Below are 24,404 nucleotides of genomic sequence, written 5' to 3'. Positions count from 1 at the left end.
ATGGCAAGCGATGCAGGAACGGCGGACGGCCTACGCTCGCGCGAAAAGGAGGAGCCGGTACCGGTGGCGGTCTTCGGTCGTGACTCGGGAGCCGCGGACGAGACGGCTCCCGAAGCTGCCTTTGAGCTGCTGCTGAGCGGTACCGATTGGCGGCTGACGGGATGGTACCCGAACCAATGGCAGCCCCGGCTGTCGATGGAGCTCGGCGTTTCTATCCTGCCGGCCGTGGCGGAGCTGCCGGCTTCGGTGCCCGGCGCCGTGCAGACGGATCTGCTCGCGGCCGGCAGGATGGCTGATCCGTTCGTCGGCCTCGACAGCCTGCACGGCGAATGGGTGACGCAGCGGGAATGGATTTATTCGAAGACGGTGCATATTCCGCACGGCTGGGCGCGGGAACGCTGCGAGCTGGTATTCGAGGGGCTGGACTACGCGGGCAGCGTGTTCTGGAACGGACGCAAGGCGGCGGATTTCGAGGGGACGTTCCTGCCGGTCGTCGTCGACGTGACGGGCAGCCTGGCGCCGGGCGGCGCGAACCTGCTGCAGGTGATGCTCCGGCAGCCGCCGGAGCTGGACGGCCAGGTCGGCTACTCGTCGCGGATTCGCCACCTGAAGGCGCGCTTCGGCTACGGGTGGGACTGGATCCCGCGGATGGTCGCCGTCGGCATCTGGCGGGACGTCCGGCTTCGCACGTACGAAGGCGTGGCCCTCCGGGACTTCTACCCGGAGGCCGTGCCTGCGGCAGATTACGGGCAGGGCGCGGTGAGCTTCCGGACGGAGCTCGAGGTTATGCGGCCCGGCGCGTACGATTGCCTGTACGCGATCGAGGATGCCGAGGGCCGCACGATCTGGCAAGCGCGCCGGCAGGAGGCGCTGCGTGCCGGCCCCGTAAGGCTGACGCTTGCGGCGGAGGTAGCCGGCATCGACCTGTGGTGGCCTGCCGGCATGGGCGCGCAGCCGCTCTACCGGGCGCGCATCGCGCTGCGGGACGGCGATGGCCGCGTCCTCGCCGCGGCGGCCCGGACGATCGGCTTCCGCCGCATCGAGTGGCGCGCCAATCCGGGATCGCCGGCCGACGCGCTGCCGTACACGGCCGTCGTCAACGGCATTCCCGTTTTTCTCCGCGGCGTGAACTGGGTGCCCGTATCCCCCCTATTACGGCGCGGTCACGGAGGCGGACTACCGGGCGCAGCTCGACCCGCTCGCGGAGATGAACGTCAACGTGCTGCGCATATGGGGCGGGGGCATCATCGAGACGCCAGCGTTTTACGATTATTGCGACCGCCGGGGCCTGCTCGTCTGGCAGGAGCTGCTCCAGTCGTCAAGCGCGCTCGACAACTGCCCGCCGGACGATCAACAGCTGCTTGAGAGGCTCGCGGCCGTCACGACGGCCGCCGTGCGCGAGAAGCGGGCGCATCCGAGCCTGCTGCTCTGGTGCGGGGGCAACGAATTGATGTGGGAAGGCTTCCGCCCGATCGACGAGCGCCACGCGAACATCGCCATGCTGGCCGGATTGATCCGCGAGCTCGATCCGGGCCGGCGGTTCCTGCCGGCCAGCGCGTCGGGACCGGCGTTCTGCGCGGACGCAAGGGACTTCGGACGCGGCGTTCATCACGACGTGCACGGCCCGTGGCTCTATGCGGGGAGCCCCGGCCACTACGCCTTCTTTAACGGGGACGACGCGCTCTTCCGTTCGGAGACCGGCACGCCGGGCGCTTCCCGCCCGGGTCTGCTTCGCGCGCTGCGCGGCAGGTGCGACGCGTGGCCGCCGACCGCGGACAATCCGTACTGGACGCATCGCGGAAGCTGGTGGGTGCCGTGGGAAGCGGTCGGCGAGTCGTTCGGGCCGTGGCGCCGCGACGAGGACGAACTGGAGCAATTCGCGCGCTGCAGCCGATTTTTGCAGAAGGAGTCGCTTCGTTATTCGGCCGAAGCGACGCGCAGGCGCGCGCCGCAAGCATCTGGATTTCTCGTGTGGATGGGCAACGAGCCGTTCCCGAATAACGCCAACACGTCGATTCTGGAGTACGACGGCATGCCCAAGCCCGCTTATTACGCCTTGAAAAAAGCGTTTGCACCGCTCCACGTGTCGGCCCGATACGACCGGACGGACTATCGGACCGGCGACGCCTTCCGCGCGGAGATCCATCTTCACGCCGAGTATGCCGAAGCTTTGCATCCGACAGCCGGTGCCGTCGTCCGCGCTGCTGCCTTCGATCTCGGCGGCGCGCTGCTGGCGGAGCGGGAGTTTGCCGTTTTTCCGCTGCCGTCCGGGTCCGCGGCTCTCGGCGCGGTCGCGTTTGCCGTGCCCGAGCTGGCGGAGCCGGTCTTCCTGCTGCGCCTCGAAGCCGCGGCGCTGGACGGCCGGGCGCTCGCGGAGACGACCTACTTGTACACGGCGACGAATGGCAGCCGCGCTTGGGAGCCGCTTCGGTCGCTCCCCGAGGCGGGAGCCGTGACGATCCAGCCCGCCTCCAGGAGCGACCGCGAAGTTCTGATCTCCAACCAATCAAGCGTCGCGGCGGTCGAGCTGTGGCTTGAGGCGGAGGACGAAGCCGGAAGCCCGGTTCGCTTCGCGGACAACGGATTGACGCTGCTGCCCGGCGAGTCCCGGACGGTCGGCTGGTCCGGCCGGAACGGCCGGCTGTCTTCGCTTCGCGCGGAGGGCTTCAACGCAAGAGCCGAATACCGCGGGGACCATTCATAAAAAAAGCCGGACAACGGCGAAGGAAGCGAGAGGGGAAACCATGTTGAAAGACATTCAAACGGTCCGTCAGGACTACGAACTGGCAAGCGGCGGGCAGACGAAGCTGATTTGGCAATACGATGAGGCGGTCGGCGGTTACGGTTACACGCTGGCATCGCAGGAGGGCGAACAGGCCAGGGCGATGACGCCGGCGCTGCAGCCGCTCGTGCGGGGCGCGCGGTTTAATCTATACCCGGCGCGAATCGAGCGGGTCACGCCGCACGCGCTGGCGTTCGAAGGCGCCGTATTCGAGAGCGGACGTCTGCTTTACGAGTGGACCGGCACGGCCGAAGCCGATCCTGCGACCGGTTGGGTGCGGATCGAGATCGCCCTGCACGGCGAGGGAAAGGTCGCGATCGGCAGCGGCCCGCTCGAGCCGGAGATCGCCGTCAACCTGGGCGAATTGCCGCCTTACGAGCGCGGCGACCATGTCTGGTTCAAGACGAACATCGACAATCCGACCAAGTGGAACGACGAAGCGAGAGGCAACGATTTCCCGGCTTGCTATTATTACGATTCGTACAAAAAATTCGGCGTCATGCTTTTCTTCGATATGTCCGCCATGGGGTGGATGGCGGAGGCGGGCATCGAGCGCTTCCTCCATTATCGGTGCGGCTTGCGCAGAACCTACGGCTACGGTCCCGGCGAGCTGGCGGTCGGGCTGATCGGAGACCGCGCCTTCGCGGCCGACATCCCGGTAGCGGGCACGCGCTTCTCCTACGGCATTCGCTGCTTCTCGCTGGACGCGCCGCCGACCGAGCAGAGCGCCGTGGTAGACCTGGTAGAAGCCTGCCTCCATTTCGTCCCGAAGGCGACGGCTTCGCCCCCCAACCGCGCGAGCTGGCGCGAGTTCGGCTTGAAGTGCGCGGCCGACCTGCTGGATACGAACGCCTGCTGGAGCAACAACGGCAGCTTCGACATGCTGATTCCTTACGTCAACGGCGTGTCGCCGGCGTGGGAGGAGTCGTTCAAGGCGAAGGGGCTGACGGTCGACTTCCGCAACCAGCCCGGACTCGACGCTGCGCTGATGATGATCCATCCGCTCACGGAGCTCGCGGAAGCGGACCCTACTTCCGAATACACGCTGCTTCGGGATAAAGTATGGGAATACATCTGCCAGGCGGGCGGCGAGTTTCTCGGCGAACGGCCGCGGGTCTGGGGAACGTGGCAGTACGTTTACCTGCTCCACGAATGGTGGCGGGCCGCCTGGTTCAGAGAAGACGAGGCCGTCTGCGCGCGCATCGAGGAGGCCGTGAACCGGATCGTCATTCCGCTGGCACGGAAGACGGGCTACCTGTTCCCGCTGTCGTTCCGTGCGCCGGAGCTTCGCAAGCATGCCAACGGCGACAATTATCCGGTAGCAGGCGCTTATTCCTACTTTATGCTGCTGCTGTACAGAGCGAGGAACAACGCGGAGTATCTGGCGGAAGCCGAACGCTCGCTGCAGGTGCTTTTGCAGCTGCCGGTGAACAGCTTGCACCAGGAGTCGTTCCTGCTGTCGATGGCCGTGCAGGCGGCGGACGGCCTGGAGCGTGAGACCGGGGACGCCTCCTACGGGGAGGCCTACCGTTATCTCCTCGCGCAAAACCTGCGGATGATGTACTGGTATGACGATCCTTCGTTTACAGACTACCGGATTTGGGGCATGTTCCAGGCCTGTACGCCGATGCTGTATCCCGCTTTTTTCGAAAATATCGAATGCGCGGCCCGGATCGCGTCGACGCTCAAGGACCGGGACGCTGCCCACGGTTTGCTGCTGGCGCTTAACCAGGCGAGAACCAACAATTACTATTGCTTCCCGCGCTGCCTGCCCGACAAATTCCGGCTGTCGGAGCTCGAATATATTCCGCTGGAAAATCTGGGGACGCTCGAAGACGACAAGACCGGCTACGCGGGCCAGGAAATTTACGGCGCCGGGCAGACCTTCCGGGCGGCGATGCTGTGGGATCAATGGCTGTCCTGCAGCGAGCCGGACATCTACGTCATGAACCTGGACGGTTACGAGCTGACGCGCCGCTCCGACGTCCGCGAAGCGCGAACTTTCCTGGTCGCGAACCTTGGGGAAACGGAAAAGAGCTGCGCGCTGGAGACGGGCTTGCCGTCCGCAAACGTCGTCATCGAAGTGCTGCGTGGCGCGTCCGCCGCGACGGAGCCCGTCGTGCCTGACGCTGCAGGCCGGGTTGCCGTGCGGCTCGCGTCAAGCGAGCGGGTGACGGTCCGAGTAAAGGTGGTCGGGTGAGCGTCGCGTGACAGTCGCGTGAAGACAGGCACCTGATTCAAAGGGACGGATGACTCGGCACGGCGAACTGTTCTATACTGTAGGAACTTAAGCCGAAGACGGAAGGAGCAGCGCCATGAGCCGTGCCGTTGGTTCGCGCCTCGGGCGCGCGATCCGTCTGGATACGCTGCGGGGCCGGCTCAGCATTCTGCTGATCGTCGTGACCATTACGCCGATCGTGCTGATCGGATTCACCTCTTATTACTGGATGTACAAAGGCCAGAGCGAGAAAATCGTCGCGAACTATCAGTCCATGGTCGACGGACAGCGGGCCGCCATCGAGAAGGCCGCCGCCACGCTGGGCAGCGTATCGCAGCTGCTCGTCGTGGACGGCGGCCTTGGCGACGATATTATCGCCTATCTGACGGCAGCGGACCCGGTGGAGAAGACGGAGCTGTTCCGCAGCATCGACAAGTCGCTCATCAATATCGCTTACTCGAATCTGATCGTGAACGGACTGTTCTTTTTCATGCCGGATTATCCGTCCGCCTACCAGTTCGAATCCGCGCCGATCAAGCCCGACCTGCCCGACACGGTGCTGCGGCCGCGGCCGGAGGACGTGCTGTACCGGGCGAACCAGCTGATGTTTCTCGGACCGCATCCGTCGGCGCTGGCGGGGCACGACGAGCCCGTCCTCTCCTTGACGCGGCTCGTCGAATACGGCGCCGGCCGTTCCTATTACATGTATCTGGAGGCCGATTTCGGCGAGCTGCTGCGACCGGCGGGAACGGAGGCGAAGGGCGCCCCGCTTAACGTGCTGACGCAAGCCGACGGCACTGTGATGTACAGCGATTTGCCGGAGGGGGCCGAGGTCGGACAGCATCTGGATCCGCAAAGCGAAGGTTTGAACACATTCAAGCGATTCGAGTCGGCCGGCGGCGGGGGCTGGAGGCTGTATTCACTCGTTGGGCTCGACGACTTCCGCCGGGAGCTGCGCCAGTGGCAACGCCAATTTTTGCTCGTAGCCGCCTTGTCCATTCTGGTGACCATTTTGGCCGCTTCTTATATATGGCGCATGGTGTATCATCCGATTCAGCGCATGAACCGCGCGATCAGACGCTTCAGTCACGATCCGTCGGCAAAAACCGCGATCGCAACGAAGCTGCAGGAGTTCGATATGCTGTTCGCGAGCTTCCAGTCGATGCGGGAGCGGATCATCGATCTGATCTTGGAGGTCGAGCGCAAGGAGAAGCGCAGGAGCGAGCTCGAAGTCGAGAAGCTGATGAGCCAGATCAATCCGCATTTTCTGCACAACTCGCTTAATACGATCCAATGGCTAGCCAAGGCGAACGGCCAGGACGAGATTTACAATCTCGTCAAGGTGTTCACGCGCGTGCTGCATTACAACCTGGGCAAGGGCAGCATGGTCGTGACGGTCCGAGACGAGATCGTCGCCCTCCGCGATTATATCGAGCTGCAGAACGTCCGGTACGATCACCGGTTCAACGTCTCGATCGATTGCGATCCCCGGTTGGGCGAGACGCCGATCCCGCGGTTCGTGCTCCAGCCGCTCGTCGAGAATTCGCTGTACCACGGGCTGCTGAGCGAGCAGGGCGACATCCGCGTGACGATCCGGAAGGAAGGCGGCGAACGGCTGGACATTACCGTCGCCGACGACGGTAAAGGCATGACCGAGGCGCGGATGAACGAGCTGCTCGAGGGAGGCGGACGCGGACAGGGTCTCGGCATCGGCCTTCAATACGTCAAAAAAATGCTGGACGTGCACTACGGCGGCGCGGCGCGGCTCGAGATCGACAGCGAGCCGGACAAAGGCACGCGCATTCGAATCCTGGTGCCGATCCGGCCTGAAGGAGGCGTCCTCGATGATTAAAGTGCTCATGGTGGAGGACGAGCCGCTCGTTCGCCGGGGCATCGCGAGCATGATGCCGTTCGAGCGGTTCGGCATGACGCTCGTCGGCGAAGCCTCGAGCGGCGAAGAGGCGCTGGAGGCGCTGAAGCGGCTGCAGGCCGACGTGCTGCTGGCGGATATCTCGATGCCGGGCATGAGCGGGCTCGAGCTGCTCGCCATCGTAAGGGAGCGTTATCCCCGCGTGCTGCCCGTCATGCTGACCTGCCACCAGGACTTCCACTATCTCCAGCAGGCGATGCGACTTGGCGCGGTCGATTATATGGTGAAAACGCAGCTCGACGACGATTCGGTCCAGGAGCTGCTCGGGCGCGTGGCCAGGCGCCTGCAGGAGCAGCAAGGCGAGCCTTCGGTCGGCGCTGTCGGAACCGGGATCCAGGGAGACGACATCGCCGCCGCATGGGAGACGCTCAGCTGGCTGGTCGACGACCGCCGGTACGGGCAGATGCTGGACGATACGGCCCGCGCCTTGCCTGCCGCCGTCTGGCGGGGCAAGCTCGAGGAGTCGCTGCAGCTGTGGCTGGACAAATGTCCGTCGCTCGAGCAAGCGCGTCCTGCATCCGGATGGCCGGCCGGTAGCTCGGTATCCGAGCTTGCCGAGGAAGCGGAAGCGTTCCGGTCGGCAGCCCGCCGCCTGCTTCGCGGCACCATGTACTCGGAAGAGGTGATCCGGTCCGTCGTCCGGGCGGTGGACCTGCTGCACGAGCGGCCGGGCGAGCGGCCGAACCAGGCGGACGTGTGCAAGGCGGTCACGATGAGCGTCGGATACTTCAGCAAATGCTTCAAGGAGATTGCCGGGCAGTCCTATGTTGCGGCCGCGCAGCGCATGTCCCTCCGCGAGGCGGAGCAGCTGCTGCGCAACACGAACGAGCCGGTATACCGGATCGCGGAGCTGGCCGGCTTCGAGGACGAAAAGTATTTCGGCAAAATCTTCAGGCTCAAGACCGGTCTGACGCCGGGCGAGTACCGACTCCGCAGCCGAAACGAAACGAAGGCGCGGGAAGACGAATAGCCGCTCGAGCCATCCAGTGACCAGCCCTCTAGTACGATCAGGCGCCAACCGGCCATTTCCGGCGAATCTTATCGCCGAAAGGGTCGGTTTTTTTGCTTTTTTGCGGCGAAAAAGCGCAAAAAAACCTTCCCATTGCGACAAACCGTTCCGTCCCGGACTTTCTTTGAAAGGGGTTACAATAAGAAGCGAAAGGGGGCGGGCAGATGAGCCGCATAACGAACAAACATAGAGGCATCCGGGAAATCGTTCATAATCGTTCCCTTTACCTGCTGGCCGTTCCGGCCGTCCTGTTCAGCGTCGTGTTCTCGTATTTGCCCATGGCGGGCGTCGCGATCGCGTTCCAGGATTTCAATCCGCTCGCCGGCTTGTTCGGCAGCGAGTGGGTCGGCCTCGACAACTTTCGGTTTTTCTTCCGGGGCAGCGATTGGCTGATCATTACGTTTCACACGGTGTTCTTCAACCTGATGTTCATTCTCACCGGAACCGCGCTGGCGCTGGCGCTCGCCGTCATGCTGACCGAGCTCGGGCGCAATGCGGTCGTTCGGACCGTACAGTCCGTCATGATCCTGCCGAACTTTATCTCGTGGCCGATCATCGGGCTATTCTCCGTCACCTTCTTTACGGCGGATACCGGCGCGATCAACCAGTTCCTGCATGCGGCGGGACTTGCGCCCATCGATTTCTACACGGAGCCCGGCGTATGGCCGCCGATTCTGGTGATGGTCAATCTGTGGAAAACGGCGGGCTTCGGCGCGATCGTCTACATGGCCGCGATCGTCGGCATCGACCGGGAGCTATACGAGGCGGCGCGGATCGACGGAGCGACCCGCTTCCAGTGCATCTTCCGCATTACGCTGCCGCTGCTGAAGAGCACGATCGTCATGCTGTTCCTGCTCAGTCTGGGCAACATTTTCGGCGGCAATCTGGAGATGATCTACTCCCTCGTCGGCGACAACTCGTTCCTCTTCGGAAGTACGGACACGATCGATACCTACGTGTTCAGAGCGCTGCGAACGTCCGGTTCGCTGGGCATGACGCAGGCCATCGCGCTGTACCAATCCGTGGTCGGCTTCCTGCTCGTCATCACGGCGAACAAGATCGCAGCCAAGCTCGACCGCGAGTCCGCCCTATTCTAACAGCAAGGAGGCGACACGGCCGCAATGCAAAATTCCCGCAACGACAAATGGCTGGCGGTCCTATTCTATGCCTTTACGATTGTCTTCGCCGCCTTGTGCCTGTATCCGTTCCTGCTCGTGATCGCGAGCTCCTTTACGGAGGAAGCGACGCTGCTGCGCAACGGCTACCGGCTGCTGCCGGAGGCGGTTTCGCTTAACGCCTACAAAGCGATCTTCAGCACGAATACGATACCGGACGCTTACCTCGTCACGATTTTTATCACGGTCGCCGGCACGGCGCTCAGTCTTTTGGTCACCAGCCTTGCCGCGTATTCTCTATCCGGAAGCAGGCTCCGATATGCGCCGCAGCTCGCCCTGTTTTTCTACTTTACGATGCTGTTCAGCGGCGGCATGGTGTCCAGCTACATTCTGACGACGCGGTATCTGCACCTGCAGGACACGATCTGGGTCTACATTCTTCCTGCCGTGCTCTCGCCATGGAACCTGTTTTTGATGCGAAACTTTTTCAACGACATTCCGAAGGAGCTGTTCGAATCCGTAAAGCTGGACGGCGCGGGGGGAGCTGCGGATCTTGCGCTCTATCGTGCTCCCGCTGTCGCTGCCGGCGCTGGCCACGATCGGACTGTTCTATGCGCTCGCCTACTGGTCGTCTTGGGCGCCCGCGATGCTGTATATCGAAAATCCGAAGCTGTATTCGCTGCAATATATCATCATGCAAATTATCCGCAACATCGATATGGCGCAAAATATCGCCGTATCCGGCACGCCATCGGCGGTTCAGGCGGTTCCGGCTTACACGGTGCGGCTGGCGACCGCGATGGTCACGGTGGGACCGATCATTTTCCTCTATCCGTTCCTGCAGCGTTATTTCGTCGGGGGACTGAAAGGTCGGCGCTATTAAAGGCTGAACACGGCCGCAAGGCCGGTTAACATAGCTTCAGCACCGCAATTCGATACGGCTTCATTCGCATCATCCATAACCGGGAGGGCTAGACATGAAGAGAAACGTAAAAGCAAAGCTGGCGCCGATGCTGGCATCCGCGCTGGCGCTGAGCCTGCTTGCGGCGTGCAGCAACGGCGGAAACGGCGGCAATGCCGCAAGCGGAACCGCCGCGAGCGGAACCAATAGCGAAGCGAGCGCGTCCGGCAGCGCGGCGGCGACGCAGACGGCGGGCGCGGCCGGGGAAAAGACGCCGGAGCCGCTGACGCTTAACATTATGCTGTGGGGCGACAAACCGAAGCAGTTCGACGAGGTGGTGGCCGAGTTCGAGCGCCGGACGAAGGATACGCTGAACCTGAAGCTGAAGGTTACGTTCACGCCGCAGGCGGATTACGTCAACAAGCTCAAGCTGAAGCTGTCGGCGGGCGAGCAGGTCGACATCGCGTTCGACGCGCCTTGGATGAATATGAACGCGTTCATTGCCAAGGACAGCTATACGAATCTCGACGGCTATTTCAACAACGACCAATACCCCGGACTTCAGAAGGCGTTCGGCAGCGGCTACCTGGAGAACAACAAGTTCACCGGCACGGACGGGCAGCTGCATACCTACGGCATGCCGCTCGGCCAATACCTGAGCGATATGCCGGTCATCTACTACCGCAAGGATCTGGCCGCCAAGTACGGGATGAGCGACATCAAGTCCTTCGAGGATCTGACGGCTTATTTCGACCAAGTGCTGGCGAACGACAAAAACATGATTCCGTTCGTCATCCGCAACGACGGGAACTACGGCGCGACGGCAGCGATCGACTTCAACAAGGACTTGCCCGTGAAGTATGAGGCGGGACTGTGGGACCTCAACCTGGCGCCGAACGTCGTCGCAACGCTCCAACTGGACGGCAAGACGGTCAAGGGCGTCAAGCTGACGGGCGACAAGCAGGATAGCGCCGCCGCATTTCCAGCGCCTTTTAATCAGCCGGACTATACGACCTATCAGACCATCCGCGAGTGGCATGACAAAGGGTATATTGAAAAGGAGCCGATCGTCCGCAAGGATGCGCGCGGCACGTTCACGGCCGGCAAGGCGGCTTCGATGATGGAGGGCGTCGCCAACCTGGACGCCGTCAACGCGCAGCTCAAAGCGGGCGTTCCGTCGGCGGAGCTCGGCATGTTCGTCGTGCAGAAGACCGTGCGGGACATGGTTCAGCCGAATCCGACGCTCATCTCGGATTTCCGTGTCTGGAACTTCTTGTGCATCCCGAAGACCTCGGCCAACGCGGACCGCGCTATGGCGTTCATCAACTGGATTTTCGAAAACCAGGACAATCACGATCTGTTCGAGCTCGGTATTAAAGGAAAGAACTGGGAGCCTGTCGGCGACGACAAGTTCAAGTACCCCGACGGCATCGATACGCTGCAAAACTATACGTTCCCGGGCTACATGCTGACCTGGAATCCGAACTATATCCGTCTGTCGGCCAACGTTCCGGACGATCTGGTCGCGTACTACCGGTACGTCGCCGACGAGAAGTCCTACGTGCGGTCCGCGCTTGCGGGCTTCGCCTTTAACCAGGACCCGGTGAAGAACCAGCTTGCCAACCCGGACTTCGCCAAGATTTCCACCGAAACGCTGGCCTACCAATTGGGCATGGTCGAGACGCCTGCGGCAGGCATGCAAAAGCTGCAGGCGAAATGGGAGAGCAACAAAACGCTGCAGAGCGATATCGCGGCGATCAAGGCGGAGCTGAAGAAGCAGGTCGAGGCGTTTCTCGCGCAGCAGAGCGGGACGTAACGCGGCGTGAGAGCGGAGGATCGCAACTTCGGCTGCCGGATCAAGCGCGACCTGGTCTATAAGGGCTATGAAGCCGTCGTCATGGAAAACGAGGCGTTCCGCCTCACCGTGCTGCCCGGCAAGGGCTCGGATCTGATCGAGCTGCTGCACAAGCCGACCGATACCGACTTCGCTTGGTTTACGAGGCTCGGGCTGCGCCCGAAGGAGGCGGCCTTTCACGATTTTCAGAGCCAATACGAGGGCGGCTGGCAGGAGATCCTCCCCAATCTAGGCGGTCGCCAAATGCATCGGGGCACGGAGCTTGCGGCATACGGGGAGGCGGCATTGTCCGCCTGGCGATACGACATCGAGGAAGACGGCCCGGCGCGCATCCGCGTCGTCTTCCGGCTGGAGCTGCGATCGCTGCCGCTGGCGGTCGAGAAGTCCTTCGAAATGACGAGCGGCGAAGCCGGCTTTCGCCTGGAAGAGCGGCTGACGAACGTTTCGCCCGCCGTTGTCCATGCCGATTGGGGGCACCACATCACGTTCGGCGAGCCGTTTCTCGTCCCGGGCACGCGCATCTGCTTGCCTGGCGAGGATGCTCCGTATGAGCTGCCTGCGAAGGGGAGCCCCGGCGGCTTCGGCGTTCTTCCGGCCGGGAGCGGCCGCTATGCGCTGATGCGTCCGGACGGCATCGGCGCCGAGGTCGGCTGGGATGCCGAAGTATGGCCGCACCTCTGGTTCTGGCGGGATCACGGCGGGGAGGCGAGTCCGCCTTACTTCGGCAGCCACTACAACGTGGGGCTGGAGATATTCTCCTCGCCGCCGGCAGCGACACTGGAAGACAGCATCGACGCCGGAACGGCCGTGCGCCTGGAGCCGTTCGGTACGGTTAACGCGAGTTTGATGTTTCGGGTATTGCAGCAGCCGCGCGAACCGTAGATTGAAGGTGGCTGCTCGCTGTTGACAGCTTGGCCGGCGTTACGGTACCGAGGCGCTAAGATTGCGCGGAGTTAACCGGAAAAACCGGCTAATTGCGCCCGCAAGTGCAGGTTGAGTGAGAGATAACCGGAAAGACCGGCTAACTGCGCTCGCAAGTGCAGGTTGAGTGAGAGATAACCGGAATAACCGGCTAACTGCGCTCGCAAGTGCAGGTTGAGTGAGAGATAACCGGAAAAACCGGCTAACTGCGCCCGCAAGTGCAGGTTGAGTGAGGCGTTAACCGGAAAATCCGGTTAACGGCGCCCTGAAGCGCAAAGGAGCTGTCCCCAGTCATTTTCATGACTTGGGCACAGCTCCTTTGCAATATCTTTTAAGTTCCTGCCGATCTAGCATCGATCAAGCGGGAGGCCAGACGTAGTGCGGAAGCGTGAATCAGCGTCCGCGCTCATACCAATACCCCGTCACGCCGCGCTCCAGACGCAGCAGCGCTTCCAAGTAATAATAATCGCCCCAGATCGTGTAGTCGTCTGGCGAGATGCCGCCGCGCACATGATAGGAGCCGCGGCGGATGAAGCCTTCGGCTTCGCCGTCGTCGCGCTCGGCGTAGCCGTCGCGGAGCGCCGTCACGGTCGCCTTCGCGGCGTCGATAAAGCGCTGGCGCTCGGGATCGCGCTCGTCCAGCTGGCTCGCGATCTCGAGCAGGCCGCATGCCGTGATGGCCGAGGCGGAGCTGTCGCGATACGAGGACGGCTCCTGCGGCACCTCGAAGTCCCAATACACGACGCCATCCTCCGGCACGCGGGCGAGGAAGTGACGCGCCATGCGTTTCGCCGTCTCCAGCAGATCGGCATTGCCGAGATAGCGGCTGTTCAGCGCGAAGCCGTAGATGCCCCAAGCCTGGCCGCGCGTCCACGTGCTGCCGTCGGTGTTGCCCTGGTGCGTGCCGCCGCGGATGGCATTCCCGTTTTCCGGATCGAAGTAGAACGTATGATAGCTCGAATCGTCGCCGCGGACGAGGAACCGGCGGCTCTTCAGCGCGTGCGCCTCGGCGACGCGGCGGTATTCGGGATCGCCGGTTTGTTCGCCGGCCCAGAGCAGAAGCGGCAGATTCAGCAGGCAGTCGATGATGATACGGCCGCCGTTTTCCGGATCGCCCTTCGGTCCCCAGGCCTGGATAATGCCCGCATCCGCGCGCCAGCGGCGCATCAGCACGTCGGCGGCATCGAGCGCCAGCTTGCGCGCGGACGCGTCCTTTTCGACGATCCATTGGGCCTGGGCCGACAGCGAGTAAAGGAAGCCGATGTCGTGATGATCGAGATTCTCGAATCGATCCAGACGTTCGCGGAAGCTCGCGATCGTCCGGACGGCGCCTTCGCGGTATTGCTCGTCTCCCGTATATTCGTAGCAGAGCCACAGAATGCCGGACCAGAAGCCGTCGGTCCAGTCGGTATTGTCATTCAGCACGTACTTGTTGGAGCCGTCGCTTACATGGGGAAACCGGTCCCCGAACCGCTCGAGGTTGCGGGCGGTGATGCCGAGCGCGTCATTGATCGCTTGCTGCCACATATCGTATTGCCTCCCTGATCCGAAGTTCTTTTCAACCCCATTATATAGAGGAGACCTTCGGGCGAGTTGCGGGAGTATATGGCTAAGTTGCGGTCAAGGGGCCGCGGTGAAGCCCTGCTGCACGGTCCGGCGGAACGTCTCGGGGCTCATCCCTTTGCACTTCTTGAACAGCTGGCAAAAGTGCGAGGCGCCGAAGCCTCCGACCTGCTCCGCGATCGAGCGTATCGAATCCGAGGTCGAGCTGAGCAGCCTGCAGGCCTCGCGGATCCGGCGGGCCGTGATGTAATCCCGGATGCTGCTGCCCGTATGCTCCTTGAACAGGTGCGACAGATAATACGGCGACAGATGCAGCTCGCCGGAGAGCGACTGAAGGTCGAACGGGCGCGCGTACCGCTCTTCGATCCAATCCATGATCCGGTCGATATGGAGGGAGCGTCCTTCGGCTTCGGGCGAGCCGTCGCGGCCGGTCTCCGGGAATGCCCGGTGCCGCAGCTCGTGGAGCAGCGAGACGAGGAAGAGCGAACGCTCCTCCTCCTTGTCCGGACCGGAAGCGCCGTACAGCTCGTGAAAGTCCCGCAGCAGGCCCGGCAGACGCTCCGACGTTCCGAGATCGCAGAAGGAGCGGGACAACAGGCCGCGCTTCAGCATCAGAAACCAGCGGGCGAGCCCCGGGTAAGGCGTCAGATATGGTTCTACGATCCGCGGATCGAACTTCACCAGCGATCGGACGTAAGGCGCGCCGGGCACGGAGGGAACCTCGACCTTATGAAGCTGGTAGGGCAGAAACAGCAGCAGCGTGCCGGGGCGGATCGGATAGCGGGCGTCCTCGGTCATGGCCTCTCCGCGTCCTTGGTGGACATAGAGCAGCTCGATGCCTTGATGGGCGTGATAGGCCAGCCAGTCCTGATCGTCCGTCGTCTGCCGATAGGAAGAAAAAAAGCGTCCGGTCCCAGGTTTAACGTCACAATTCGATTCAAACGGCCCATCCCCCCGTTTCCGCATTCATGATAGATTATACCATGTAAGGATGTATAGGTTACCAAACGCCGCGATTCGATACATAAGCGTATAGACCCGGAGGGAGTGCGAGAGATGACCGCGTCCAAACGAAAGCTAAGCGCCATTACCGGATTTTTATTGTCTTCCGCGCTGTTGTTGGCTTCCTCTGTGTGGCCGTACCGCGATACGGCCGTCGCCGCCGTCACGGCGGAAGAAGCGACGATTCTTCAGAGCAGCCTGAAGCAGAAGCTCGGCGCCCGCAGCGAGTCCTTTACCGTCGCGCTCAAGGGCAAGCTGACGACCGCCGAAGTGTCCAAGGCGTTCGACAGCGTCTTCGCCGCCGACGATTACCTGAAGTACGCCATCCGTTCTTATCGCTATACCGTCAGTTCCAACGGCACGACATCCACGCTAAGCGTGAAAATGAAGTATTGGGAGACCGCGGAACAAACCGCATACGTGAATGCGCGTTCGAAGCAGATACTCGCGTCCATCGTCTCCAAGAGCATGAACGGTCACCAAAAAGGTAAAAGCCATCCACGACTGGGTGCTGCTTAACGTCGCGTACGACCGATCGCTAGCCCGCCATTCGGCTTACGACGCGCTGAAGAACGGGCTGACCGTCTGCCAAGGCTACGCCTCGCTCGCCTACAGGCTGCTGACCGACGCGGGCATCCCCGCCCGCATCGTCGAAGGCACCGTGAGCACGGGCGCGCACACGTGGAACCTCGTCAAGCTGGACGGCGTCTGGTACCAGCTGGACACGACGTTCGACGACCCGGTGCCGGACGTCAAGGGACGGACGACGTACGGCTATTATCTCGTGACGGACACCGCCTTGAAGAAGGATCATAGCTGGAAAGCCCTATATCCGCAAGCCGTCACCTCGTACAAAAACACGCTTGACGCGCTAATGGCGAAGGACAAGACGCGCGCCGCGTTTTACGAAGACCTTCGCGAAGATATGGGGCTCGACTACCTGGATCCGTCCAAGTCCGTATCGACGGTCAAGGAGATCGCCGCGAAGCTTCGCGCAGCCGCCGAAGCCGGCCAGACGACGGCCAAGATGCGCTATACGTCCGAAGCGAAGCCCGACCTCGACGCGCTGCTCAAGCTGATGCCCGAGCTATCGTCGGTGAGCTATACGATGGAATCGCTCGCGGGCGGAGAGGACGGAGACAGCATGCTGACCGTGAAGTTCAAGCTTCGTCAGTGAACGCCTTGATTTGGAAAAAAGCTTCGCCATCCTGTATGATGCTTGCATGAGACGCTGGACGGGAGTGTTCATGTGAGCCGCAAGGTCGTTTTGCTGTCGCTAGCCGTCGCAGCCGTCGCGAGCGCGCTGCTATGGATCAACTTTCACTACCTGAAAATCACGCCGAATACGCTCCGCGACTGGTTGCTGTCGTTCGGCTGGATCGCGCCGGCCGTCTACGTCGGCCTATTCATCGCAAGGCCGTTCGTGCTGTTCCCGGCGTCGGTGCTGACGCTGGCCGGCGGCCTTGCCTTCGGCACGTGGTACGGCATGCTTTATACGTTTTTGGGCGAGCTCCCCCGGGGCGGTGCTGTCGTTTCTGCTAGCGCGCCAGGTGGGGATCGGCTTTTTCAAAGGACGGGACGACCCGCGTCTGCGCAAGCTCGAGGCCGCCATGCAGCGACGCGGCTTTCCGATGGTGCTTATGCTGCGGATCGCGCCGTTCGTGCCGTTCGATCTCGTCAGCTACGCCGCCGGAGCCGCGCGGGTGCCGCTGCGCGCCTATGTGCCCGCAACGGCGATCGGTACGCTGCCGGGCACCTTCGCCTTCTGTTTTCTCGGCGCCAGCCTGTCTCGAGGCGATTGGCGGGAGATCGCGCTGGCCGTCGCGGCGTTCGGCGTCGCGATGCTCGTCCCGCTGCTGCTGAAGCGCCGAGTGAGGCGCGAGGTCGGTTAAGCTCGGGTCGCCGAAGTATTTCGTTCATAACAAAAGGGACCGCCCCCGTTAAGGTGCGGTTCCTTTTTGCGTCTTCTGGCATCTTAAAAGTAAAAGAGACTTAGCGTGATCGTGCTGCCCGGGGTAATCGGCAGATCGAGCAAGGTCTGCGGTATGACGCGGCCATTGTAACGAACCGTCAGTCCAATCGGTCCGCCGACCGGAATTCCGGCCACGCTGACGATGAAGCCGTTCGGTCCGAACTGTACCCTGCCGGTCGCGAACAGCGCCTGGCGCAGCGTCATGCCAGGGTAGAAGGTCACGTAGCTGGTTCCGGATATATTCGGGAAACCGAAGCCGCCTTCGACCGTCACGGCCACGAAGCTGGTCGGTTCAGGCAACGGAACAGGAACTGGCACAGGAACAGGGCCTGGTACGGGTATCGGCAGCGGAATCGGAATCGGAATGGGGAACGGCCCCGGTCCTGGCGGGAACGGCGGTCTCAGGAGGCGGAAACGGCCCCGGTCCTGGCGGAAAAGGCCCAGGCGGGAAAGGGCCCGGTCCGGGCGGGGAAAGGGCCTGGGCCCGGCGGAAAGGGTCCGGGTCCTGGGGGGGAAAGGGCCTGGGCCTGGATGCTGTCCGGGGCCTGGGTGCGGTCCAGGTCCCGGACCCGGGTGAAACCCCGGTCCCGGCGGCCTCGGCGGCAGCAAGCCGCCTAAATGTGCGCCGCCTCCCGGTCCGTGCGCCCGCTGGTGTTCGGGCGTGAACCACCATGGGATTTGCCTGACCGGAATGTCCGGCTCGAAAGACTCCGATTGCGGGCTTTGCTTGACGGCGATGCCCGGCTTTTTCTTCGCGGGCGCCTTGGCGTGAAGCGTCGCTACGCTCTTCGCTCCTTGCTGCCGTTGCGTCTGCTTGGCTGCAGGCTGCCGACGGTTTTGCCCTTTATTTGTCATGCACATATTCCTCCTCGGCTGGGCGAATGTCGCTAAGGTACGATATGCGCCTGCCCAGAAGAAGGTGCGGAGGACAAAAAAAAAGCGGGCCTGCAGCCGAAGCTGCAAGCCCAAAAGATATATTATTGAAAAGGGGGGTCATGTCTGTATTGTAACCGCCGAACATGAAGGGAAGATGAAAGCTATATTACGGTTCCATTACAATCCGGTCGCTTGCCTTCCGATTTAAATCCGGCAGATCTCTTTAGGGCAGCCGGGACAGGTCGGGCAATGGCAGATCTCGCGAAGCGCATTCAGTTGAAGCACGTAAATGCGGCCTTGGCGGATGTCGATGACGCCTTCCTCCTTCAGCCCGTTCAGCATCCGGTTCACGCTCTCGCGCGAAGTGCCGATCATGTCCGCGATTTCCGAATGGGTCAGCTTGAGCGTGATTTTGATGCCTTCCGCCGTAGCGATGCCGTACGTGTTGGCCATGCGGATCAAGGTCGAAGCGAGCGCGCCCGGCTTGCCGAACAGCAGCAGATCGCGGAACTTCGATTCGCTCACGCGCTGCGCGATCGCCATCCAGTTCATGAAGCGAACGGCGAAGTCCCCGTACCGATACAGCAGAATCTCCAAGTCTCTCCACTGTACGACGCCGAGCTCGGCCTCCTCCAGCACCTCGGCGCTGAACGAATGGACCTTCGTCAGCCCGTTTTCCGGCTCCCAGATCAGATCCCCCGGCTGCATGACCGAGAGCATGAAGTCCTTGCCTTCTGCCGTCGACTTCCGCAGCTTAACCTTGCCCGACCGCACATAGTAGAGCTTGCCGGCCTGCTCGCCTTCCCAAAATAAATAGCTGCCCTTTTCGGCATGCTTCGGGTACATCAGCTCTTCGATGCGGGCGAACTGATCCTCCGAGAAGAAGCGGTGAATCCCAAGTTCATTTTCTTGGGTCCGCTCCCCGGCTACCCTTTTCTTCAACGCTCTGCTCATGACCGCATCCCCCCATCCGAATCCCTTTGATGACTTCATCATACCGTATCGAATCTTCGGCGTTTATCGGGGAACCTCCTGATCTTCCGGCGGGAATTCCCTTATCTTTTTGTGAGCAACGTCACAGTCCGAGGCTGAATCAGGAGTTTCCCCCCGATGAAATCGGGGAATTCCCCGACTCACGCGGAGTCGGCGCTCCATTACACTGAAGGGAAGGGGAATGTGATATGCAAGGCTTGGAGGGATTAGAAGATGATCGAACAAGGGATCCGCGAGGCGATCCTGGCGATCCTGGCGACGCTGCGTGCGGAGTTAGGGTGCGACTTTTGCGCGATCGGTCTCACCGAGGCGCCTCTGCTGAACTTGAGATGGCCGGTGGCGTCCGGTCAAACCAACGAACGATATGCCGGCATATCCGAAAAGCCGGGACGCGGCTTATCCGCGAGCGTATTGAAGATAGGAAGGGCGATGCCGTTCAGTATGCCGGAGCTGCTCTATTCGCGCCGGCTGCAGGAGTATCCGCTGCTGCTCGCGGAAGATTTGCGCGCGGCATACGCGGTGCCGCTTTATTTTGGCCATTCGCCGTCAGGCATTCTCATCGCCGGTGACCGCAGAAAAAGGGTGTATCGAACAGATGAGCGCCGGATCGTGGCCGCCGCAGGCGAACGAATCGCCGCTCTGTTGACGGGACTGTCGTCGGCAGGATCGATGTAAGTTGGGCCGCGACACGCCAAGTCTTCCCAAGCTATGGTAAAATGGGTGAAAAGCGGTGCCCTGCACAGCTAGGAGGAACAGAGATGATTCGCATACTGGTCGTCGACGACCACGCTATCGTTCGTTCCGGTCTCATGATGCTCCTGAACGGCAGACAGGAGATGGAGGTCGTCGGGGAGGCCGCGGACGGAGACGAGGCGATCGCGCAAGCCGGCGCGCTTCGCCCGGATGTCGTGCTTATGGACCTTAGCATGCCGCACGGCAAAGACGGGCTTACGGCTTCTGCCGAGCTTAAAAAGTCGTTTCCGGATATCGCCGTCCTCATCTTGACGATGCACGATGACGAGGGTTATCTGTTCAGGGCGATTCAATCGGGCGCGTCAGGCTATATCCTGAAGAGCGCACCGCACGAGGAGCTGTTGTCCGCGATACGCCATGTGGCGCAGGGACAGGCTTATCTGTATCCGACCGCGACCAAGCGGCTGATGAGCGACTATCTGGACAAGCTGAAAAACGGCGATCATGCGGGTACTTACGAGTCCCTGTCGGACCGGGAGAAGGAGATCCTCGCCAAGGTCGCGCAGGGATACTCCAACAAGGAAATCGCCGAGCAGCTTGTTATCAGCGTCAAGACCGTCGAATCCCACAAGAGCAACCTGATGGAGAAGCTCGAGCTGCGGACTCGCCCCGACCTTGTCAAATTCGCGATGAAAAAGGGGCTGCTGACCTTTGACTGAACAGGAACATTCCGGATTTCCCGAATATCATGCGGAGATGCTGGCGGCACAGGTGGAAAGCTTGCTGTCGGGACTGGACAAGGGCGTGGCGGACGATGAATACCGGGAAGAGCTTCGCCGCTCGCTCAAGCAGCTTGCGGACGTCAAATTCGCGCTCGACGAGTCCGCGATCGTTGCCATCACCGACCGCCGGGGGAAGATCCGTTACGTGAATGACAAGTTCTGCGAAATATCCGGTTACGATCGCTCCGAACTCATCGGGCAAGATCATCGTCTCGTCAACTCGGGCTTCCATGGCAAATCGTTCATGAAAGAGCTTTGGACGACGATCTCGTCCGGCAGGGTGTGGCGCGGGGAGATTAAAAACCGGGGAAAGACAGGGCGCGAGTATTGGGTAGATACGACCATCGTGCCGTTCGCGGACGGCGAAGGCCATCCATACCAATATTTGGCAATTCGTCACGAAGTCACTCGCCTCAAAGAGGCGGAAGCCGAGCTGCAGTCGATGCTGGCACAAATGATGCAGATTCAGGAGGAAGAGCGACGGCGGTTTTCCCGCGATTTGCACGACGGAATCGGACAGAGCCTGTTCTTCTTCAAAATCACGATCGATCGGCTGCTGGCCGAGCGGGAGGACGAGGGTCTCGCGATGTTGGGACAGCAAGTGTCGCAGTTGATGTCGGAGGTACGGGGACTTGCCTGGGAGATGCGGCCGTCCGTGCTGGACGATCTCGGCGTCGTGCCGGCGCTGCGGACCTACATCGAGCACTTCGAAGGCCATTACGGGATCCAGGTGCGCTTCGAATGCGAGCTTAAGCGCCGTCCGGCGCTTCTCGCGGAGACGACCATCTACCGCGTTGTTCAGGAAGCGCTGACCAATATCGGCAAATATGCGGGCGTTTCCGAGGCTTTCGTCTCGCTGCGGGAGATCGACGGTCTAATCCGGGTCGTTATTATGGATAAAGGCATCGGCTTCATCCGTGCGTCGGCAGGCTCCGGCGTCGGCCTATTCAGCATGGAAGAACGCGCGCGTGCCGTATCAGGCGAGTTAAAGCTGCATTCTGAACCCGGCCACGGTACGACCGTCACGCTGACGGTACCGACGGGTTGATTTATAAACATCCATACCCTGAGCGTATAGTTTTTTTTCGGCGTTTTAACAATATCCCCTTGAGTCAGGAAAAGATGTGCGCCCTAGCAGCGTTGATTTCCAGCAAGACGGCTCAAGGTGCAAACTTAACCGGCATGCCGCCTGCTCCGTTCCGGGTGTCTGAACGCCCAGCGGATCGGGCGAATGCCAGAACGCGCGCTTACCAAGCTTCGGTAGGTGATCGTCCTTGTTGTGCCGCTGCATGCAATTAACGCTTCAAGCGTTCTGCTCCCTGAAACGTAGCGGAAACAGAATTCGTTCAAATACGACTGCAGGTGCTTAGGGCCGATTCCGCCGAACGTCCAGGCCAACCAGCGTACAACCCCGAGCCATGCGTGGTGCGGCGCTTTGCGGCCACGATGGCTGCGCTGCAGCAGCTCGATGTTGCCGGATTCCCCGCGATTTGCAGTATGGTTATGTAAAAAACACTCCACCGCTTCCTCACCCTCCGAACTCCCTCTGCCAGGAACGGCATTCCCTTCAAGACCGTCGACGGCCTTCATTTTGAGATGAACGACCTCCCCCCGCCGCATCGAGCGAGGCGCCGATCACGATCGGTTGCGGTTTTAACGCACCATGCACGAGCTTATCGCTGAAGTAACGGTGGTATTCATAGCCGTAATATTCACCCAACAGTTGCAGGCTGCCTTCAAGAGGCCGGGCGCGATCTTGTTCACCGATGACATGACGCAATTTGTGGTTGATCAGCCAGGCGGTCTTATAGGTCACGCAGATCAACTCGGCGAGCAACACGGCGCTAATGCCGAATTGCATCAGGTACATCGCCTTAAACCATTTGGCCAGCGGCGTGCGCGTGCCCTCGAGCGCGGTGCCAGCCGTAAGCGATGTCTGATGGGAGCAGGAGCGGCATTCGAAAAGCCGGCGTCGGCGAGAGGCTATATCATAATAATGAGCATGCGAACAGCGGGGGCAACGGAAGCCGTCGGGCCACTTGGCCGCAAAAAGCGCTTCAGCGCAGTCGTCTTCGGCATAGGAAGGTATGGAATCCCGAATCGAAAAACCGCTGGACATGCGAATTCTCCTTTTAAACAAGAACTTATGTTCTTATGTTACCAGATAATTGGTTTTATTGCACGCTCTTTTTGCTCAAAAATCCGCCGTTGGACCGTTCTTCGCTTAGGGGCATGAAATACATGAACCTGTTCGAAGGGGATATCGTTAAAACGGCGCTTCGCCTGATTATTGGTTCTCCTTACTAAAGGGGATATCGTTAAAACGGGAGAAGTGAGGTTGTGTCTATTTCGTGGACGCTCTAATATTGTGATTTTTTTCACGTTCCAAAGATGCGAATGGCGTTATATTTAACTCATCAAAAGAAGCAACGCCCCGATAAACCTGAAGGAGGAACTACCGATGAGCACTACAAAAAAACACGAACAACGCGCTGCAACCTTACGGCGGCGACGACGAGCGATACACGCTGCTAAGCGATGCGGTCGTTAGAGCCCGGCAGGAACACGACGCGTTGGAGGAGGAACTCGCGGACCTGTACGCGCAGGTTTGCACGGTACGCAAGGACGAGGACATTCTTCACCTGAACGCCCATGTGCGAATGCTGAACGAACGCGTAAAGCACTTCATGACCGAATGGAGCGCGCATATCGCTTGGGAGAAAACGGAGCTCTTCCCCTACGCGGTATGGTACCTGGAGACCGAGCCCGATCTGTTTACGCTCATGGAACAGGATTACGGTCTCGCGGAAAGGTTCATCGGCTCCTTCCTGAACACGCTGGAGCAGTCGGTGCTGCCGATCTCGCCGGAGGAAGCGAAGGCGCTGTCGTCCTATCTTCTCCAAGCTTACGCCTTCTTGAAAAACCGGCTGAACGAGGAGGAAGAGATCATCGAAACTTTGGAGGATCACTCGAACGTTTACAGTTATTAAAGGCATGCAAATGTAAGTGAAAAAAATCACAATAAATAATAACGAATCGTGAGATCCGTCACATTCGAAATGGATCGCAGCCTTCATACTGAGGTTGTAAGGCAAGCAAGACAAACGACAGTCACTATTAAACGCCTTAAAGGCGAAAAGGGAGATGGCCATTATGGTCACCAAGTGGTTCAAAGAAAACGTATGGGCAGCCGTCGCAGTAACGCTTCTCCGTATCTATGTCGGCTGGCAGTGGATCGACGCAGGATGGCATAAGCTGACCGGCGGATTTACGGCAAAAGGATTCCTGCAAGGGGCGGTCGCCAAGCCGGTAGCCGACCACGCGACGAACGAAGTGATCTTTCCTAACTACACGTACTTCATCCAGCACTTCGCGCTGCCGAACATCAAGCTGATCGACGTGCTGATCCCGCTCGGCGAGTTCCTGATCGGCGTAGGGCTGATCGTCGGTGGACTCACGGTAACGGCCGCCTTCTTCGGAATGATGCTGAACACGCTGTTCCTCTTCGCCGGCACTGTAAGCACGAACCCTTGGCTGCTCGTCCTCGGCTTCATCGTCTTCACGGCGGGCGCCAATGCCGGACGCTTCGGGCTTGATTACTACCTGCTGCCGCTGATCCGCAAGGGCTTTGGCAAGATCAAGCACGCCATCACGGACAAGAAGCATGACGGCGGCACGCATGGTAAGCCTATCGCGCATTGAGTCCATCGCACCGAACTGATTGACGCGGCGGCCGGAACTCCGGCCGCCGTCCATATCGTCCGGCCGCTCCGGCCAGGCGAATATAAGCGA

General features: G+C 60.9%; 23 protein-coding genes. 17 read left to right on the top strand and 6 right to left on the bottom strand.

Annotated elements, in window-relative coordinates:
* The 9 genes from OMP38_RS08200 to OMP38_RS08160 all read left to right on the top strand — a co-directional run bounded on the left by OMP38_RS08200 (position 1) and on the right by OMP38_RS08160 (position 12,692).
* Positions 1–1,365 carry a glycosyl hydrolase 2 galactose-binding domain-containing protein gene (locus OMP38_RS08200; RefSeq protein ID WP_277564638.1) on the top strand — a complete coding sequence of 455 codons (1,365 nt, stop codon included), beginning with the start codon at positions 1–3 and terminating at the stop codon, positions 1,363–1,365.
* Entirely contained in the window at positions 1,247–2,704 is a 1,458-nt protein-coding gene (locus tag OMP38_RS08195; RefSeq protein ID WP_277565208.1) for a glycoside hydrolase family 2 protein, read from the top strand. The genes OMP38_RS08200 and OMP38_RS08195 overlap by 119 nt, the downstream gene beginning before the upstream one ends.
* A 40-nt stretch (positions 2,705–2,744) precedes the next feature.
* Complete coding sequence (locus OMP38_RS08190) at positions 2,745–4,982, top strand: hypothetical protein (protein ID WP_277564637.1); 2,238 nt, start codon at positions 2,745–2,747, stop codon at positions 4,980–4,982.
* Between the two features lie 115 nt (positions 4,983–5,097).
* On the top strand, positions 5,098–6,852 hold the full coding sequence (locus OMP38_RS08185; RefSeq protein ID WP_277564636.1) for a sensor histidine kinase: 1,755 nt from the start codon (positions 5,098–5,100) through the stop codon (positions 6,850–6,852).
* A complete protein-coding gene (locus tag OMP38_RS08180; RefSeq protein WP_277564635.1) occupies positions 6,845–7,900 on the top strand; it encodes a response regulator transcription factor in 1,056 nt (351 codons plus the stop codon). The genes OMP38_RS08185 and OMP38_RS08180 overlap by 8 nt, the downstream gene beginning before the upstream one ends.
* 203 nt (positions 7,901–8,103) lie before the next feature.
* Complete coding sequence (locus tag OMP38_RS08175) at positions 8,104–9,036, top strand: ABC transporter permease (RefSeq protein ID WP_277564634.1); 933 nt, start codon at positions 8,104–8,106, stop codon at positions 9,034–9,036.
* Between the two features lie 24 nt (positions 9,037–9,060).
* On the top strand, positions 9,061–9,966 hold the full coding sequence (locus OMP38_RS08170; protein ID WP_277564633.1) for a carbohydrate ABC transporter permease: 906 nt from the start codon (positions 9,061–9,063) through the stop codon (positions 9,964–9,966).
* A 65-nt stretch (positions 9,967–10,031) separates the two neighbouring features.
* Positions 10,032–11,771 (top strand): extracellular solute-binding protein, encoded by a 1,740-nt coding sequence (locus OMP38_RS08165; RefSeq protein WP_277564632.1) that lies wholly within the window; start codon positions 10,032–10,034, stop codon positions 11,769–11,771.
* Between the two features lie 6 nt (positions 11,772–11,777).
* Positions 11,778–12,692 carry an aldose epimerase family protein gene (locus OMP38_RS08160; protein WP_277564631.1) on the top strand — a complete coding sequence of 305 codons (915 nt, stop codon included), beginning with the start codon at positions 11,778–11,780 and terminating at the stop codon, positions 12,690–12,692.
* 432 nt (positions 12,693–13,124) lie between these two features.
* On the opposite strand, the gene OMP38_RS08155 is transcribed toward OMP38_RS08160, so the two are convergent.
* Both OMP38_RS08155 and OMP38_RS08150 read right to left on the bottom strand, forming a co-directional pair.
* On the bottom strand, positions 13,125–14,258 hold the full coding sequence (locus OMP38_RS08155; protein WP_277564630.1) for a glycoside hydrolase family 88 protein: 1,134 nt from the start codon (positions 14,256–14,258) through the stop codon (positions 13,125–13,127).
* 93 nt (positions 14,259–14,351) lie between these two features.
* The gene (locus OMP38_RS08150; protein WP_277564629.1) at positions 14,352–15,260 is read right to left on the bottom strand and encodes an AraC family transcriptional regulator; all 909 of its coding nucleotides are present in this window, start codon (positions 15,258–15,260) and stop codon (positions 14,352–14,354) included.
* 90 nt (positions 15,261–15,350) lie between these two features.
* Between OMP38_RS08150 and OMP38_RS08145 the strand changes: the two genes are divergently transcribed.
* From OMP38_RS08145 to OMP38_RS08135, 3 genes are all read left to right on the top strand, one after another.
* Entirely contained in the window at positions 15,351–15,815 is a 465-nt protein-coding gene (locus tag OMP38_RS08145; RefSeq protein ID WP_277564628.1) for a hypothetical protein, read from the top strand.
* Positions 15,805–16,473, top strand: a complete 669-nt coding sequence (locus OMP38_RS08140) for a transglutaminase domain-containing protein (RefSeq protein WP_277564627.1) — start codon at positions 15,805–15,807, stop codon at positions 16,471–16,473. Before OMP38_RS08145 ends, OMP38_RS08140 begins: the two co-directional genes overlap by 11 nt.
* A gap of 286 nt (positions 16,474–16,759) precedes the next feature.
* Positions 16,760–17,188, top strand: a complete 429-nt coding sequence (locus tag OMP38_RS08135) for a TVP38/TMEM64 family protein (RefSeq protein ID WP_277564626.1) — start codon at positions 16,760–16,762, stop codon at positions 17,186–17,188.
* Positions 17,189–17,271: 83 nt separating this feature from the next.
* Here the strand turns inward: OMP38_RS08135 and OMP38_RS08130 are convergent, their stop codons facing one another.
* Positions 17,272–17,586 (bottom strand): hypothetical protein, encoded by a 315-nt coding sequence (locus OMP38_RS08130; RefSeq protein WP_277564625.1) that lies wholly within the window; start codon positions 17,584–17,586, stop codon positions 17,272–17,274.
* 762 nt (positions 17,587–18,348) lie between these two features.
* Positions 18,349–19,098 carry a Crp/Fnr family transcriptional regulator gene (locus OMP38_RS08125; RefSeq protein ID WP_277564624.1) on the bottom strand — a complete coding sequence of 250 codons (750 nt, stop codon included), beginning with the start codon at positions 19,096–19,098 and terminating at the stop codon, positions 18,349–18,351.
* Positions 19,099–19,350: 252 nt separating this feature from the next.
* Here OMP38_RS08125 and OMP38_RS08120 point away from each other — a divergent pair, with 252 nt between their 5' ends.
* The 3 genes from OMP38_RS08120 (at position 19,351) to OMP38_RS08110 (ending at position 21,660) form a co-directional block, all read left to right on the top strand.
* Positions 19,351–19,812, top strand: a complete 462-nt coding sequence (locus OMP38_RS08120) for a GAF domain-containing protein (RefSeq protein ID WP_277564623.1) — start codon at positions 19,351–19,353, stop codon at positions 19,810–19,812.
* Positions 19,813–19,895: 83 nt separating this feature from the next.
* Positions 19,896–20,549 carry a response regulator gene (locus tag OMP38_RS08115; protein WP_277564622.1) on the top strand — a complete coding sequence of 218 codons (654 nt, stop codon included), beginning with the start codon at positions 19,896–19,898 and terminating at the stop codon, positions 20,547–20,549.
* Positions 20,550–20,586: 37 nt separating this feature from the next.
* On the top strand, positions 20,587–21,660 hold the full coding sequence (locus tag OMP38_RS08110) for a PAS domain-containing sensor histidine kinase (protein WP_277565207.1): 1,074 nt from the start codon (positions 20,587–20,589) through the stop codon (positions 21,658–21,660).
* A gap of 125 nt (positions 21,661–21,785) precedes the next feature.
* Here OMP38_RS08110 and OMP38_RS08105 read toward each other — a convergent pair whose 3' ends face one another.
* Both OMP38_RS08105 and OMP38_RS08100 read right to left on the bottom strand, forming a co-directional pair.
* Positions 21,786–22,202: a hypothetical protein gene (locus OMP38_RS08105; RefSeq protein WP_277564621.1), complete on the bottom strand. Its 417-nt coding sequence runs from the start codon at positions 22,200–22,202 to the stop codon at positions 21,786–21,788.
* Complete coding sequence (locus OMP38_RS08100) at positions 22,180–22,731, bottom strand: IS1595 family transposase (RefSeq protein WP_277564620.1); 552 nt, start codon at positions 22,729–22,731, stop codon at positions 22,180–22,182. Before OMP38_RS08100 ends, OMP38_RS08105 begins: the two co-directional genes overlap by 23 nt.
* Positions 22,732–23,185: 454 nt before the next feature.
* On the opposite strand from OMP38_RS08100, the gene OMP38_RS08095 reads away from it, so the two are divergent.
* Positions 23,186–23,602 carry a hemerythrin domain-containing protein gene (locus OMP38_RS08095; protein ID WP_277564619.1) on the top strand — a complete coding sequence of 139 codons (417 nt, stop codon included), beginning with the start codon at positions 23,186–23,188 and terminating at the stop codon, positions 23,600–23,602.
* 163 nt (positions 23,603–23,765) lie between these two features.
* Positions 23,766–24,314 (top strand): DoxX family protein, encoded by a 549-nt coding sequence (locus tag OMP38_RS08090; protein WP_277565206.1) that lies wholly within the window; start codon positions 23,766–23,768, stop codon positions 24,312–24,314.
* Positions 24,315–24,404 lie beyond the last annotated feature (90 nt).

It is taken from the genome of Cohnella ginsengisoli (assembly GCF_029525555.1).
Taxonomy (GTDB): Bacteria; Bacillota; Bacilli; order Paenibacillales; family Paenibacillaceae; genus Cohnella; species Cohnella ginsengisoli.
The sequence above is the reverse complement of the archived record's forward strand: the minus strand, read 5'-3'. Positions and strand labels throughout refer to the sequence as shown.